12 protein-coding genes are annotated in these 14,099 nt (G+C 64.2%); 9 read left to right on the top strand and 3 right to left on the bottom strand.

All coding sequences use genetic code 11. The features are described from left to right. Positions 1 to 51: 51 nt before the first annotated feature. The gene (locus AAHB08_RS18190) at positions 52 to 879 is read right to left on the bottom strand and encodes a peptidoglycan DD-metalloendopeptidase family protein (RefSeq protein ID WP_342059702.1); all 828 of its coding nucleotides are present in this window, start codon (positions 877 to 879) and stop codon (positions 52 to 54) included. A 250-nt stretch (positions 880 to 1,129) separates the two neighbouring features. Between AAHB08_RS18190 and AAHB08_RS18185 the strand changes: the two genes are divergently transcribed. The 6 genes from AAHB08_RS18185 to AAHB08_RS18160 all read left to right on the top strand — a co-directional run bounded on the left by AAHB08_RS18185 (position 1,130) and on the right by AAHB08_RS18160 (position 7,683). Then, positions 1,130 to 1,669 carry a fimbrial protein gene (locus AAHB08_RS18185; protein ID WP_025326137.1) on the top strand — a complete coding sequence of 180 codons (540 nt, stop codon included), beginning with the start codon at positions 1,130 to 1,132 and terminating at the stop codon, positions 1,667 to 1,669. Between the two features lie 52 nt (positions 1,670 to 1,721). Continuing rightward, positions 1,722 to 2,441, top strand: a complete 720-nt coding sequence (locus AAHB08_RS18180) for a fimbria/pilus periplasmic chaperone (RefSeq protein ID WP_342059701.1) — start codon at positions 1,722 to 1,724, stop codon at positions 2,439 to 2,441. 76 nt (positions 2,442 to 2,517) lie between these two features. After that, positions 2,518 to 5,070 (top strand): fimbria/pilus outer membrane usher protein, encoded by a 2,553-nt coding sequence (locus AAHB08_RS18175; RefSeq protein ID WP_342059700.1) that lies wholly within the window; start codon positions 2,518 to 2,520, stop codon positions 5,068 to 5,070. Further along, complete coding sequence (locus tag AAHB08_RS18170) at positions 5,067 to 5,834, top strand: fimbrial biogenesis chaperone (RefSeq protein ID WP_342059699.1); 768 nt, start codon at positions 5,067 to 5,069, stop codon at positions 5,832 to 5,834. Before AAHB08_RS18175 ends, AAHB08_RS18170 begins: the two co-directional genes overlap by 4 nt. Then, positions 5,827 to 6,861, top strand: a complete 1,035-nt coding sequence (locus tag AAHB08_RS18165) for a fimbrial protein (RefSeq protein ID WP_342059698.1) — start codon at positions 5,827 to 5,829, stop codon at positions 6,859 to 6,861. Before AAHB08_RS18170 ends, AAHB08_RS18165 begins: the two co-directional genes overlap by 8 nt. Before the next feature lie 39 nt (positions 6,862 to 6,900). Next, on the top strand, positions 6,901 to 7,683 hold the full coding sequence (locus tag AAHB08_RS18160; RefSeq protein WP_139435716.1) for a BPSS1780 family membrane protein: 783 nt from the start codon (positions 6,901 to 6,903) through the stop codon (positions 7,681 to 7,683). 47 nt (positions 7,684 to 7,730) lie between these two features. On the opposite strand, the gene AAHB08_RS18155 is transcribed toward AAHB08_RS18160, so the two are convergent. Continuing rightward, positions 7,731 to 8,633: a LysR family transcriptional regulator gene (locus tag AAHB08_RS18155; RefSeq protein WP_342059697.1), complete on the bottom strand. Its 903-nt coding sequence runs from the start codon at positions 8,631 to 8,633 to the stop codon at positions 7,731 to 7,733. Between the two features lie 126 nt (positions 8,634 to 8,759). Between AAHB08_RS18155 and AAHB08_RS18150 the strand changes: the two genes are divergently transcribed. The 3 genes from AAHB08_RS18150 to oxyR all read left to right on the top strand — a co-directional run bounded on the left by AAHB08_RS18150 (position 8,760) and on the right by oxyR (position 11,401). Then, positions 8,760 to 9,620: a Vmh family MBL fold metallo-hydrolase gene (locus AAHB08_RS18150; RefSeq protein ID WP_342059696.1), complete on the top strand. Its 861-nt coding sequence runs from the start codon at positions 8,760 to 8,762 to the stop codon at positions 9,618 to 9,620. Between the two features lie 72 nt (positions 9,621 to 9,692). Next, positions 9,693 to 10,340, top strand: coding sequence for a DsbA family protein (locus AAHB08_RS18145; RefSeq protein WP_342059695.1), 648 nt, complete (start codon positions 9,693 to 9,695; stop codon positions 10,338 to 10,340). Positions 10,341 to 10,504: 164 nt separating this feature from the next. Next, positions 10,505 to 11,401, top strand: coding sequence for a DNA-binding transcriptional regulator OxyR (oxyR, locus tag AAHB08_RS18140; RefSeq protein ID WP_342059694.1), 897 nt, complete (start codon positions 10,505 to 10,507; stop codon positions 11,399 to 11,401). Between the two features lie 56 nt (positions 11,402 to 11,457). Here the strand turns inward: oxyR and AAHB08_RS18135 are convergent, their stop codons facing one another. Continuing rightward, positions 11,458 to 13,947 carry a penicillin-binding protein 1A gene (locus tag AAHB08_RS18135; protein WP_342059693.1) on the bottom strand — a complete coding sequence of 830 codons (2,490 nt, stop codon included), beginning with the start codon at positions 13,945 to 13,947 and terminating at the stop codon, positions 11,458 to 11,460. Positions 13,948 to 14,099: the final 152 nt, after the last annotated feature.

Below are 14,099 nucleotides of genomic sequence, written 5' to 3'. Positions count from 1 at the left end.
ATGAACGACAAAGGCAGCCCGGGCTGCCTTTGTCGTTTCGTGCTGCCCGGATCAGGGCTTGAAGGCGCCGATGAAGATGGCGGGGTCGACGCGGGCATCGTTGAGGCTGACGTTCCAGTGCATGTGGGGACCGGTGGCGCGACCGGTGGCGCCGACCCGACCGACGATGCCGCCGCGAGGCAGGCTCTGGCCCAGCGTCACGTCCACCTTGGACATGTGGCAGAACATGCTGATGAGCCCCTGACCGTGATCGACGAACACCGTATTGCCATTGAAGAAGTAGTTGCCGATGAGGATCACCTTGCCAGCGGCCGGTGCCTTGATGGGGGTACCGGCACCGACCGCGAAGTCGAGGCCGGAGTGGGGGTTGCGCTCCTCGCCGTTGAAGAAGCGGCGCAGCCCGAACGGGCTGGAGAGGGGGCCCTGGACCGGTTTGTCGAACAGCAGGTTGCTCGGCTGGGCCGGGCTGAAGGTCTGGTAGGCCTCGTTCTGTTCGGCCAGCTCACGGTTGATGCGGGCCATGTCCTCGGCCAGCGGATTGACCTGGCGGGTGTTCTTCAGCTTGATGTGCTGCTCACGGTAGTGCTTGTTGCCGACCGTGAAGCCCAGGGTGCGGCCATCGCTCACCTGCAGCTGATGGGGGCCCGCCTGACTCTTGAGCGGAATGCCGACGATGGCAATCCAGTGCCGCCCCTCTTCCCGCACCACCAGGACCGGTTTGTCCTGATAGCGCGCGGCGGGCGCCTTGGGCCCATCTCCCAGCGGCACCACGGCCACGCCCCCCGGCACCGGGTGGTTAAGCAATCGGCTGATGAAGCCGGGTTCGGCATGAAGGGAGGCGCTGCCGAGCAGCAGAACGAGGAAGAACAGGCGGCGCATGGTGGCTCCATCGAACAAGGCGGTGAGATAAAAGGGGGAAAATGATGCCACATTCTTGCCCGGCTGTCCGTCACCTCGGGCCATGGGGTGCGTCAGGGTTTGCCTGGAACAGGGCAGGAGTGAGAACTCTGTGCTATTTACTAATGTGTCACTAAAGGTGTCTTTGAATGGCACCTATGGCGGCAGGCAGCAAGGCACTGGCAGGAGAAAAGCAGTCGCCAGCGCCATCCAGGGACAGGTGGAGGTTGTGATGAAGACGAAGGCTCTCTTGATACTCGGACTCACCATGGGGATGTCGGCACCCGTTGCCGCCTTCAACGGGGTCATTACCATCAATGGCGAGGTGACCGCCGGGACCTGTGCCATCGCGGTCAATGGTGGGACGGCGTCGGCGACCGTGACCCTGCCGACCGTCAGCACCAATGCGCTCGGCAGCATAGGCCAGACCGCGGGGGCGACAGGCTTCAACCTCGCCCTCACCAGCTGCCCGACCACGGGGTCGGTGCGGGCCTACTTCGAAAACATCGGGGTGGAGCAGACCACGGGCAACCTCAGCAACAAGGCCGTCGCCTCGGGCGGCAAGAACCCGGCCCAGAACGTCGAGGTGCAGATCCTCTCGGCCAACAGCACTCCCATCGATCTGAGGACCAACACAGGCAACAACGTGCTGGTCAACTTCAGTGCTACCGGGGGGGCAACCCTCTATTACAGCGCCCAGTACATAGCCACAGGTGCCGTCGGTGCCGGCCTGGTCTCGGCGGATCTCATCTACTCCCTGGACTACCACTGAGCGCTCTGCCATGAAGGCGCTTCGCATCCATCGGCCCCGCAGGGCGGGGCTGATGCTCATGCTCTGGTGCGTGCTGCTCCTGCCCTGGCTGGCCTGGGGCCATGTCCAGATCTCGGGCACCCGGGTCATCTACCCGGCCAACGCCCGTGAGGTCACCCTGGAGCTGACCAACAAGGGGAACACCCCCTCGCTGGTACAGGTGTGGATAGATGCGGGCGATCGCCGCATCCGGCCCGGCGCCGAGGTACTCCCCTTCCTGGTAACCCCTCCCATCACCCGCATCGAGGCCCAGCGTGGCCAGTCCCTGCGACTGGCCTATGTGGGGCAGGGGTTGCCCCAGGATCGGGAGTCGGTGTTCTGGCTGAACGTGCTGGAGGTGCCGCCGAGCGTGAAGTCGACCCAGGCGGGTCAGAATCTGGTGCAGCTCGCCTTCCGCTCACGGATCAAGATGTTCTACCGGCCATCCGGGCTGCCTGGCAATGTCGAGCGCTCCGCCAAGCAGTTGAGCTGGCGCCTGATCCGGCAGGGGGACGGTTACGCACTGCGTGCCAGCAACCCCAGCCTCTATCACGTCAGCATCAGCAATCTGGAGCTGCAGGCGACGGCGTCGTCGCAGCGCTACAGCAACTCAAGTGGCGGCATGGTGGCGCCGGGGGGCAGCTTCGATTTCCCCCTTGAGCCGCTGTCCGGGGTCGTCCATGCCAAGGCCGTGACCTTCTATTGGCTCAACGACTATGGTGCCCGCGAGGTGGGCCAATTCGTCTTCAATTGATCCCGGAAGATGCCGGAGCGGGACCCTGGGGTCGGCGCTCCCGGTGCACAGGCCGGCGCTGAGGGGGAGGTTTGCCGTGACAGCCAGAATGCCCCTCTCTTGCTGCCTTCATGCCACCGTCCTCTGGCACGCCGCCTGCGGTATCTCCCTGTTGCTCTGGGGCGCCCTTGCCATGGGGGAGGAGCTGGCCGGACAAGCGATCAGCCCACCCGCTGACATCGAGTTTGACAGCCGCCTGCTCGACAGCCTGGGGGTCAACATCGACCTGGCCCGCTTCTCCCGTGCCGACTTCATCCCCCCCGGGCGCTATCAGCTCGACATCACCATCAATGGCAAGGAGAGGATAAGCCAGCAGGTGGAGGTGAGAGCGGGGCAGGACCCCGGGACGCCTCTGTTCTGCTTTCATCCGGATCAGCTGACCCAGTGGGGGCTCTTGGTCGACAAGCTGCCCGACCAGGGGGCGGTGCAGCAGCAACTTCGGAGCGACTGCATCGAGGTGGGGGCCCTGGTGCCCGGCGCCAGCTTCACCTTCGATCTGGCCAGTCTGAGCGGGGCACTCAGCCTGCCCCAGGCTTATCTCGGTCAGGCCAGGCGGGACTATGTGGGGCCTGAGCAGTGGGTGCAGGGGATCAATGCGGCCTTCGTCGGCTATAACGCCAACCTCTATTACAGCGAGCAGGGGAGCACAGGGAAGCCATTGAGCAGCAGCGTCAACTTCAACACCGGCATCAACCTCGGCGCCTGGCGCCTGCGCCACAACGGCTCCTGGCAGGGCAATCAGGGGGGCGGCTATCAGCCTCTCAACAGCTATGCGCAGCGGGATGTCACCTCCCGCAAAGCCCAGCTGACCCTGGGGGAGTACTTCACCCCGGGCGACAGCTTCGACAGCGTGCCCTTCACCGGCGTGCAGCTCGCCAGCGACGACGCCATGCTGCCGGATTTCGAGCGGGGTTTTGCCCCCGTGGTGCGCGGGGTGGCCCAGAGCAATGCCAGGGTCACCATACGGCAGGGCAGCGCCCTCATCTATGAAACCCAGGTCGCCCCCGGCGCCTTTGCCATCGACGATCTCTACGCCACCAGCTTTGCCGGTGATCTGGATGTGACCATCACGGAGGCGGATGGCAGCGAGCGCAGCTTCACCCTGCCGTTCTCCTCCGTGGTGCAGATGTTGCGAGACGACACCTCCCGCTTCAGCCTGACCCTGGGACGCTATCGCAATGATGCGGGCCCCGATGGTCCGGATTTTCTGCAAGGCACCTACAGGCGCGGCTTCTCGGATGCCCTGACCCTGTATGGCGGAACCATAGCCGCCGAGGATTACGGTGCCCTGCTGGGGGGCGTGGCCATGGGCTCGGACTACGGCGCCCTGGCCCTGGATGTGACCGGCTCCTGGGCACGGGCGTTGCCCGCCAGCGCGAACGTGCCCGATTCCCTCGCCGGTCAGAGCTATCGCCTCACCTACAGCAAGCAGATGGAGAGGACCCAGACCTATTTCACCCTGGCCGCCTATCGCTTCTCCAGCGAAGGCTATCTCGACCTCAACGACGTGGCGGCGATACAGGTCCAGGCGCTGGACCGGTTGCAGCGGGAGCGCAATCGCTTCCAGCTCAACATCAACCAGCCGGTGGGGGAGTGGGGGGATCTCTATTTCAACGGCATTCGCCGCGACTACTGGGGGGGCCAGGGGGAGAGCAGCAGCTTCCAGCTCGGCTACAACCGGGGGTTTGACTGGGGCAGCCTGACCCTGTCGGCCAGCCACTCCCTGGACGAGGGGGTGGGGGATCAATACGTGCTGAGCCTCAGCATCCCCATCGGGGACAAGCTGGGATCGCCGCGTCTTGGCAGCACCCTCTCCTATCAGGAAGGCCAGGGCGCCAGCGCCAGACTGGATCTCAACGGAGGGACCCGGGACGGACGCTTCTATTACGGTGTCTATGGCAATCAGAGTCGGGTGAGTGGCAGCTCGGCCCTGAGCTATGGCGCCAACCTGCAGTATCAGACGGCGGCCACCCAGCTGGGGTTGAGTACCAGCCAGGGGGAGGGTTACGCCCAGTACGTGGCCTCGGCCAAGGGAACCCTGTTGGTCCATGAGGAGGGCTGGGTGCTGGGGCAGACGCAAGGGGAGACGATGGCGCTGGTGGAAGCCAAGGGAGCCCAGGGGGCCAGGGTCAGCCACGGGATCGGCAGCGAGGTGGACGGGGATGGCTATGCCGTGCTGGCCGGGCTCAACCCCTATCGCACCAACATCATAGGCCTGGATCCCAGCGGCCTGCCGCTGGATGTGGAGATAGATGGCAGCGCCCAGATGGTCGCCCCGCGCCGGGGGGCCATCGTCAAGCTGGCATACGAGACCCATGTCGGCCAGCCCTTGCTGCTCAAGGCCGTGCGCCAGGATGGCAGTGCGCCGCCCTTTGGGGCCGAGGTGGTCGATGGCCGCGGCGATGCCGTGGCCGTGGTCGGTCAGGGGGGGCTCATCTTCGTGCGTGGCGAGCAGGGGACCCTCCATGTCCAGTGGGGCAGGGAGGGGGATGAACGGTGCCGGCTCGATTATCGGGTCCCTCGGCCGGATCCTGCCGTGCCCTATCAGCAGGTTGCCGCCCGCTGTCTCGCTTCGGGAGCAAGTTCATGAGAGACCCTCTTGATTGCCATGGCTGGCGCCGGGCCCTGGAAGGATACGCCATGCTGTCATGGCTGGCGTTGGGCTCCCTGCTGTGGTGCTCAAGCAGCGAGGCCGCCCTGAACCTGATGCGTACCCGGGTGATCTATGAGGGGGGCTCTGAGGCCAGCCTGATGGTGCGCAACGACGGTAGCGAGCCCAGCCTGCTGCAGGCCTGGATCGATGGCGGCAATGAGCAGCAGGGACCGGCCGATGTCTCGACCCCCTTTCTGGTGGTGCCGCCCATGATGCGGCTGGGGTCGCAGAAGGGGCAGGTGCTGCGCATCCTGGGAGCGGATCTGAGCGGGCTTCCCCAAGACAGGGAGTCCCTGTTCTGGCTCAATGTCCTCGGACTGCCCCCCAAGGCGCAGGCCTCGCAGGGGAGCGTGCAACTGGCGTATCGCACCCGCATCAAGCTGTTCTACCGGCCGTCCGGCCTGGCGGGTTCCCCGGCCGACGCGGTGAGCCGGCTTGGCTGGCAGGGGCTGGCGGGGGGCGGACTTAGGGTCAGCAATCCTGGCCCCTTTCACATCAGCCTGAGCGAGGTGCTGCTGCGCGCACCGCACCTCGCCTGGCGCGAGGGCGGGGTGCTGCCGCCTTATGGTTCCCTGTCGCTTCCCATGGCGGAAGCCGTGCCGACGGGGGCCCGCGGGCGGCTGCGCTGGATAGACGACGATGGCAATTATCATGAGCAGGAATTTGTCCTGGGCAGGCATGGAGGAGAGCGGGATGAGTGACGGCGTCGGCAACCTGGGCCTGCCTTCCTTGCTGGTGGCGGCGCTGCTGTTGCTGGGGAGCTTGTGGGCGGACGAAGCACGGGCCGTCAATGGCCAGTGCACCAGTCCCTTCGTGGCGACCGGCGCCATCACCGCCGATAGCGGTCTCTATCAGCCCGGGGGGACCAACGCTCCCACCTCCTTCTCGACCACGGGCACGGCCACCTGTGATTGCACCGGCATCTCGGTGGGGCTGCTGGTGACCGTCTATTACCAGGGCACCACCAGTCTGCCCACCGTCTCCGATCCTCTGGGGACACTCATCAAGCTCAACCCCTATTTCGGCCTCAAGGTCGAGTTCAATGCGGCAGGGAATTATCGGACTATACCTTTCAACGCGACCAGCAGCGGGTTGCTGGCCGTCTGCATCGGCAACGTGTTGAATCTGGCCTTGGGCGGGATTGATGTTAACGGCGGCCGCTATACCCTGAAACTGCTCAAGGGGGTCACGGGTACCCAGACCTTCAGCGGCACCGTCGCCCATCTCTTCGTGCGCCGCGCCAGTGCGCCGGACACCAGCCCGGTCAATGCCTTCAGCACCCTGGCGATGAACATCAGCGTCACCTCGACGCCGACCTGCCAGTTCCCCGCCGGCACCAGTATTCCCATCGATCTTGGCGCCGTGGCGCAGAGTGCCTTCGTCGAGGGGGAGATCCCCAGGGGCTATGCCCCGCGCAGCGTCAATGTGAGCGTGACCTGCAGCCAGGTCCCGAGTGACTACCTGGTGCCGCTGCAGTACAGCTTCGGGGGGGCGCTCAGCAGCCAGAATCGCTTCATCACCACTAGCCTGGCCGGGGTCGGGGTGGGCATGGTCGAGCAGGATACGCTGACCCCTATTCCATTTGATACTGCCATCGCGGTACCCTACTCGGCGGCCAGCCACAACACCCAATATCAGGTGAGGCTGTATCCGACCCGGTTGCCGGGTCAGGTGGTGCGCACCGGTGCTTACACGGGCACCATCATGGTCACGGTGAGCGTGCCCTGATGACAGGGTTATCTGCCCCTATTTTCGACGAGGTCAATGATGAACAGTGACAGCGCCCTGCGCCGCGAACCCAGACGCCACACCATAGGGCAGGGCTGGATCTGGATCCGCACCGGGTTCGACATCTTCAACAGGGGCATGGGCGCCAGCGTGGCCATGATAGTGATCTGGTTCCTGGTGGGCATGTTGCTGGAACAGCTGCCGGCAGGGGGCTTCATCTCCCAGCTGCTCTACATGGTGTGGGGCGCCGGCTGGGTGGCGGTGGCCCGCCGGGGTCATGAGGGCCACCCCCTGCAGTTCGCCGACTTCTTCGCCGGTTTTCGTCACCGGCTGACCCCGCTGATGCTGGGGGGACTGATGGTGCTCGCCCTGTTCATGGGGATACTGCTCATCTGTGCCTTCATGCTGCATCAGTGGGGCCTGACCGGCCTGCTCTCCCAGGATCCGGAGACCCTGACCCTGACGCCCGAACAGGCGCAGGGGTTCCTGCTCTGCCTGTTGCTGGGGCTGGCCTTGCTGGTGCCCGTGCTGATGGCCATCACCTTCGCTCCTGCCCTCATCTTCTTCCACGGCGTGGGGGCCTGGCAGGCGGCCAGGCTCAGCTTCAAGGGCTGTCTGTGCAACATGTGGCCCTTCCTCTGGTGGGGGCTGCTGGGGGCCGTGCTGATTTTCTTTGGCGCGCTTTTGATGCTGGTGGGTCTGCTGGTGGTGTTGCCGGCCATCAACTACTCCATCTACGCCGCCTATCGCGACATCTATGTGGACGAGGAAGCTGCCGACGACGGCGAGTCGCCGGTCAAGGCGTTTGGCTTCGAGGCATAAGCCGACACAGGATGACAGGGGCCGACAGGCCCCTTTTTCATGGGCCCTCAGCGGGCCTGCCACAGGGGATCGTCCGCCATGTGCGCGATCAGGAAGTCGAGGAAGCTGCGCAGCAGGGGGGACATCTGCTTGCGGGTGCCATAGACGGCATAGACGCCGAGCTGCTTGGGCTGCCACTGGGTCAGCAGAGGCACCAGGGCGCCGCTCTCCAGGTGGGCCTGCACCGAGTAACGGGGTTGCAGGCTGATCCCCGCCCCATCCAGGGTCGCCGCCAGCAGCAGGTTGGAGATGTTGGCGCTGAGGTTGCCGCTCACCGGCACGGACTCCGGGCCCCCGGGCCCCTGAAATTCCCACAGGCTCTTGCCGAAATAGGTGTAGGTGAGGCAGTTATGCAGGGCCAGATCCTGCACCTGCTGCAAAGGCGCATGGCGGGCCAGATAGGCGGGGCTGGCGCAGACGACGGAGTGGCAGGTGCCGAGGCGGCGCGCCACCAGGTTGGGATCCAGATCGTTGGTGATGCGCACCGCGAGATCGATCCGCTCCTCCACCAGGTTGACGGTTCTGTCCAGCAGCAGGATGTCGATGGCCGTACCGGGGTAGCGAGCCAGGTAGTCGTCCGCCACCTTGACCAGCAGGGCTTCCGAGAGAGAGTAGCTGCTGGTGATGCGCAGTTGCCCCTTGGGGGCCTCGTCACTGCGGATGGCCAGATGCTCCATCTCTTCCCCCAGCGCCAGCATGGCCCTGGCCCGGTTCAGTGCCTCTTCCCCCGGTCCGGTCAGGCTCAGCCGACGGGTGGTGCGGTGCAGCAGTCTGGCCCCCATCCAGCGCTCCAGCTCGGCCAGATAGCGCGAGACCATGGCGCGGGACATTTCCAGTTTCTCTCCGGCGCCGCTCAGGCTGCCCTGTTCGACCACGCAGACGAAGACCCGCAATGCGGTCAGTCGGTCCATGCTCAGTGCCTCTATATGTTCGATATGTGCAACAGTTATGCGCTTTTTATGCTGTATTTGCACATTAGGAGATCCAATACACTGTGTCCATCACATGAACCCCGAATACTTAATGAGGAATAGATGATGAACAACACCCTGGTCCGCAACCTGACTCTGGCCACCACCCTGTTGAGTGGTGCCGCGCTGGCCGCTCCCCTGAATGTGACCGTCTACAACCCTGGCGAGAAGGCGATCTTCCCGGTCTCCTCCTCACTGGTGACCGGTGACAAGGAGGCGATCCTGATCGATGCCCAGTTTGACGTGCAAAATGGCCAGGCGCTGGTCGAGATGATCAAGCAGAGCGGCAAGAAGCTGACCACTGTTTATATCAGTGCCGGTGACCCCGACTTCTACTTCGGTCTGGAGCCCGTCATGGCGACGTTCCCGGATGTCAAAGTGCTGGCCGACCAGCATGTGGTTGACCATATCAACCAGACCAAGGATGCCAAGCTGAGCTACTGGAGCCCGATCCTGGGCAAGGGCGCACCGAAGAGTCTGACCGTGCCGCAGGTGATGACTGCCTCCCACCTGACCCTGGATGGCGAGAAGATAGAAATCAAGGAGATGAACACCCCGAATGCCTACCTCTGGGCTCCCTCCATCAAGACGGCGTTTGGCGGCGTGCCGGTATACAGCGGGGTGCATGTCTGGATGGCGGACAGCCAGACCAAGGCGGCCCGCAGCAACTGGGTCAAGGCGCTGGACAACCTGCTGGCCTTGAAACCCGAGCGCGTGGTACCGGGCCACTTCCTGGGCACCGCGCCCAAAGGCACTGCCGCCGTGACCTTTACCCGTGACTACGTCCAGCGCTTCGAGCAGGCGTTGGCCTCCGCCAAGAACAGCGATCAGCTGATCGACGGCCTGAAGAAGGCGTTCCCGTCCCTGCCGGTGGACGATGGCCTGGCCATAGGTGCCAAGGTCAACATGGGCGAGATGAAGTGGTAATGGCCTGAGTCCCTTTCCCTGTGTTTTTACCGGGCCCGAGGGCCCGGTTTTTTATCCAAGATTGAAGCGAGAATGACGATGAGCGAACAACAAACTACCCTCCATTATGTCTATGACCCCCTCTGTGGCTGGTGCTATGGCGCCGCCCCCCTGCTCGAGGCCGCAGCCGGGATCCCGGATTTGCAGATCGCGCTGCATGCGGGCGGCCTCTGGCTGGGCCCGCGCCGCCAGCCCATGGGCCAGTCCCTGCGGGACCATGTCCGCCCCCATGACGAGCGGATCCAGGCCCTGACCGGCCAGCCTTTCGGTGAGCGCTACTTCAACGAGCTCCTGCTCAGGGACGGCCTCCTGCTCGACTCAGAGCCCCCCATCCGGGCCATACTGGCGGTCACCGAGCTGGGTGGTGATGGTTTGAGCCTGCTGCATCGCATTCAGCAGTCCCATTACCTTGACGGTCAGTGGGTCGGCGACCAGGCCCATCTCGCGCGGCTGGCGCAGGAGCAGGGGATCGCGCCGGAGGCGTTCGCCCTGGCCTTTGGTCAGGTGGATCTCGCCGGGCATCTGGCCCAAAGCCAGGGCTGGCTGCGTCGGCTTGGCGGGCAGGGGTTCCCGACGCTCGGGCTGATGCGGGGGGGAAGCCTCATCCCGCTGCCCGTCTCCTCATTCTTGGGTGAGCCGCAAGCCTTCGCGAGCCGTCTCGCCGCCCTGATGGCGGCCTGATCCGGGCTATGCCCGGGTTTGCCGCATCGGCCCTCAGGGTCACGGCAATGGGCATGTCGGGTGAGCGGGGCAGGGGAGAGCACTCCCCGTTTCGGGCTTCCCTTGTCCCCCGCACCGTTCTTGGGCATGCTAACGGCCTCTTTGATTGGCAGGATGCAGTACCTATGAACCTTCGCGATCTCGAGTACCTGGTAGCGCTGGAAGAGGAGAAACATTTTCGCAAGGCGGCGGAGCGCTGCTTCGTCAGCCAGCCGACCCTGAGCGGCCAGCTGCGCAAGCTGGAAGATGAGCTGGGGGTGATCCTGATCGAGCGCACCTCCCGCAAGGTGTTGTTTACCCCGGCCGGCGATGCCATGGCCCGGCAGGCCCGCAAGGTGCTCAAAGAGGTGCGCGAGCTCAAGAGCATAGGCCAGCACTTCGCCGAGCCCATGTCAGGCGAGATCCACATCGGCTTCATTCCCACCGTGGGTCCCTATCTCTTGCCCCACATCATTCAGGATCTGCGGGAACACTTCCCCAAGCTGGAGTTCTATCTCTACGAAGAACAGACCCAGGTGCTGCTCAAGCGGCTGGAGGAGGGGGAGCTGGATTGTCTGGTGCTCGCCGAGCTGGAGGGCATGGACGGTTTTGGTTCCATCCCTCTCTATCAGGAGCCCATGTGGCTGGCGGTGCCCCAGCATCACCCGGAGGCGAGCGCCAAGGCGGTGCCCCTGCACAATCTCAAGGGCAAGAAATTGCTGATGCTGGCCGACGGTCACTGCCTGCGGGATCAGGCGATGGGCTTCTGTTTTGCCGCCGGCATCGGCGAGGATCAGCGCTTCAAGGGCACCAGTCTCGAGACCCTGCGCAACATGGTGGCGGCCGGCAGCGGCATGACGCTGGTGCCCAGGCTGGCGGTGCCCGCCAACGCCGAGGAGGGAGGCGTCAGCTATCGTCCGGTGATAGACCCGGTGCCGGGGCGCACCATCTCCCTGCTCTATCGCCACTACTCGGTGCGTCGCCCCTGTTTCAATGAACTGGCCTCCCGCATCTCGGCCCTGATGAAGGGGCTGCTCGGCTGAGGGCAGATAAAAAAACCGGCGCCAGGGCGCCGGTTTTTTTTGCCTCAACGGGCAGCTTAGAAGATGTCGTCGGTGGAGACGGGGCCATCGCTGCTGGAGCCATCGCCGCCGTAGACCTGATTGCCATCGGAGAGCTGGCTCGCATAGCGGGTCGGTTCAGTCCCCTCCTTGAAGAACTCCTCCATGCTGGCGCCATCGGTGCGGTTGGTCAGCAGACCGGTCTCCCGATCGATGCGTACCTGCATGATCCCTTCGGGAACTGGCATCTTGCGCTCGGGCACTTGCTGCAGAGCCGTCTTCATGAAGTCGATCCAGATGGGCTGGGCGGCGCCGCCACCGAATTCGGCCCGGCCGAGACCGCGCTGGTGGTTGTCAAAACCTATCCAGGAGGTGGCCACCAGATTCGGGGTGTAACCGGAGAACCAGGCATCCCTCGATTCGTTGGTGGTCCCCGTCTTGCCCGAGATGTCGTGACGCTTGAGGTCACGGGCCGCACGCCAGCCGGTACCACGCCAGCCATTGCCACCCCAGATGGCGGTGGTCAGGGTGTCGGTGATCAGGAAGGCGCTCTGGGCACTGATGGTCTGGGGGGCCATGTTGTTGGGCACGACAGGGTCAATCGGACACTGGGCCTTCCAGTCAGGGACGGTATTGGCGTAGGCATCGGCGCTGTCGAGCCCGGCGGCGGCCAGCACACCGCAGTCGCGGCAGGCGGCGGCCGGATTGGCCTGATACAGGGGGGTGCCAAAGCTGTCGGTCACTTCGGTGATGAAGTAAGGCGTCACCTGGAAGCCGCCATTGGCCAGCACCGAGTAACCGCGCACCACTTCCAGCGGGGTGAACTCGGCGGCCCCCAGGGCCAGGGATTCGTTGGCCGAGATGTGCTCGCGGGCGAAGCCGAAGCGGGTCAGGCCATCGATATAGGTATCCAGCCCGATGGCGCGCATCAGCCGGACCGACATCACGTTCTTGGACTTGGCGAGGCCAAGGCGCAAGGTGGTCGGGCCCTCATAGATGGCCGGCGAGTTCTTGGGCTGCCACATGGGGCCCTTGGCGGGATCCCACTGGTTGATCGGGGCGTCGTTGATGAGGGACGCCAGGGTATAGCCCTGCTCCAGCGCGGTGGCATAGAGGAAGGGCTTGATGTTGGAGCCGACCTGACGGCGAGCCTGATCGACCCGGTTGAACTTGGAGATCTCGAAGCTGAAGCCGCCGACCAGGGCCTCGATGGCACCGTCCTGCGGGTTCATGGCGACCAGGGCGGCGTTGACGTCGGGGATCTGGGAGAGCAGCAGCTCTTCCCCTTTCTCCCGCACCCAGATCTGGGCGCCGACCTTCAGCACGTCCCGTGCCGATTTAGGGGGATAGGTCTGGCGATCGTCGGTGATGAAGGTTCGGGCCCACTTGATGCCGTTCCAGCCGAGTTCGGCCTGCTTGCCATTCTTCAGCACCAGAGTAGCGCTCTTGTCGCTGACCTTGGTGACCACGGCGGCCATCAGCGGCTGGTAGGTCGGTTGCTTGGCCAGGTGGGCCATGATCTGGTCGTAGTCCCAGGCCGTTTCCCCGGCCTTCCACAGCAGGGCGGTCGGGCCGCGATAGCCGTGGCGGGTGTCATAGTCGAAAACGCCATCCAGCAGCGCCTGGTGAGCGGCACGCTGACGCTTGGCGGTGACAGTGGTGTAGACGTGCAGCCCCATGGTGTAGGCATCTTCGCCAAACTGCTCCACCATCTTCTGGCGCACCATCTCGCTCAGGTAAGGGGCGTTGAGAGTCGTTTCGGCACCGTGGTAACGGGCCTTGACCGGCATCTTGGAGGCCTCGTCAAACTGGGCCTGGGTGATCTTGCCGGTCTCCAGCATGCGACCCAGCACCACGTTGCGGCGCGCAAAGGCACGCTCAGGCGAACGTATGGGGTTCAGCATGGAGGGGGCTTTCGGCAACCCGGCGATGATGGCGATCTCGTCCAGGGTCAGATCCTTGACGTCTTTGCCGAAGTAGACCTGGGCGGCGGCGCCGACCCCGAATGCCCGGTAACCCAGGGGGATCTTGTTGAGATAAAGGGTGAGGATCTCGTCCTTGGAGAGATTCTGCTCGATGCGCCAGGCCAGGAAGACTTCCTTTATCTTGCGCACCAGGGTCTTCTCGTTGCTCAGGAAGAAGTTGCGCGCAACCTGCTGGGTGATGGTACTGGCGCCCTGGCGGGCCTGGCCGGAGACGGCCCAGACGGTGGCGGCCCGGATGATGCCGATGGGGTCTATGCCCGGGTGCTCATAGAAGCGGGCATCTTCGGTGGCAAGCACGGCATCTATCATGGACTGGGGAATTTCATCCAGCCGCAACGGGATACGACGAATTTCGCCAAATTGGGAGATCAACTCCCCATCCCGGCTGTACACCTTCATCGGGGTGGCCAGTTTGACATCGCGCAGGGCGCTCACATCCGGCAACTGGGGCTTGATGTAGAAGTAGATGCCGATGAGGCTGGCAACACCCAGCACTGCACCCAGCATCATGACAATAAACAGGCGAACGAGCCATTTCAGCATGGAAGAACTACCAATCGTCTTAAAATTAGCCAACGGGCGCAGAGTATAGCCTTTTTACCCTCGCGGATTCGAGGTTTTCCTGTCCGGGGACATCGACCTCGAGAAGAGGCGGGAGGGTAGCATTCCAGGACGCAATTACCAAGGGGGCCGCA

Origin of the sequence: Aeromonas sp. OTU364 (assembly GCF_038440395.1) — a bacterium.
Lineage (GTDB): Bacteria > Pseudomonadota > Gammaproteobacteria > Enterobacterales > Aeromonadaceae > Aeromonas.
This window is presented reverse-complemented; position numbering and strand designations above follow the sequence as displayed.

What these genes read in the sequence shown, in the direction of transcription:
- AAHB08_RS18185 (WP_025326137.1), top strand. Translation starts at nt 1,130, where the DNA reads ATGAAGACGAAGGCTCTCTTGATACTCGGACTCACCATGGGGATGTCG.
- oxyR (WP_342059694.1), top strand. Translation starts at nt 10,505, where the DNA reads ATGAACCTTCGCGATCTCGAGTACCTGGTAGCGCTGGAAGAGGAGAAA.
- AAHB08_RS18135 (WP_342059693.1), bottom strand. Translation starts at nt 13,947, where the DNA reads ATGCTGAAATGGCTCGTTCGCCTGTTTATTGTCATGATGCTGGGTGCA.
- AAHB08_RS18150 (WP_342059696.1), top strand. Translation starts at nt 8,760, where the DNA reads ATGAACAACACCCTGGTCCGCAACCTGACTCTGGCCACCACCCTGTTG.
- AAHB08_RS18180 (WP_342059701.1), top strand. Translation starts at nt 1,722, where the DNA reads ATGCTCATGCTCTGGTGCGTGCTGCTCCTGCCCTGGCTGGCCTGGGGC.
- AAHB08_RS18165 (WP_342059698.1), top strand. Translation starts at nt 5,827, where the DNA reads ATGAGTGACGGCGTCGGCAACCTGGGCCTGCCTTCCTTGCTGGTGGCG.
- AAHB08_RS18170 (WP_342059699.1), top strand. Translation starts at nt 5,067, where the DNA reads ATGAGAGACCCTCTTGATTGCCATGGCTGGCGCCGGGCCCTGGAAGGA.
- AAHB08_RS18190 (WP_342059702.1), bottom strand. Translation starts at nt 879, where the DNA reads ATGCGCCGCCTGTTCTTCCTCGTTCTGCTGCTCGGCAGCGCCTCCCTT.
- AAHB08_RS18160 (WP_139435716.1), top strand. Translation starts at nt 6,901, where the DNA reads ATGAACAGTGACAGCGCCCTGCGCCGCGAACCCAGACGCCACACCATA.
- AAHB08_RS18155 (WP_342059697.1), bottom strand. Translation starts at nt 8,633, where the DNA reads ATGGACCGACTGACCGCATTGCGGGTCTTCGTCTGCGTGGTCGAACAG.
- AAHB08_RS18145 (WP_342059695.1), top strand. Translation starts at nt 9,693, where the DNA reads ATGACGATGAGCGAACAACAAACTACCCTCCATTATGTCTATGACCCC.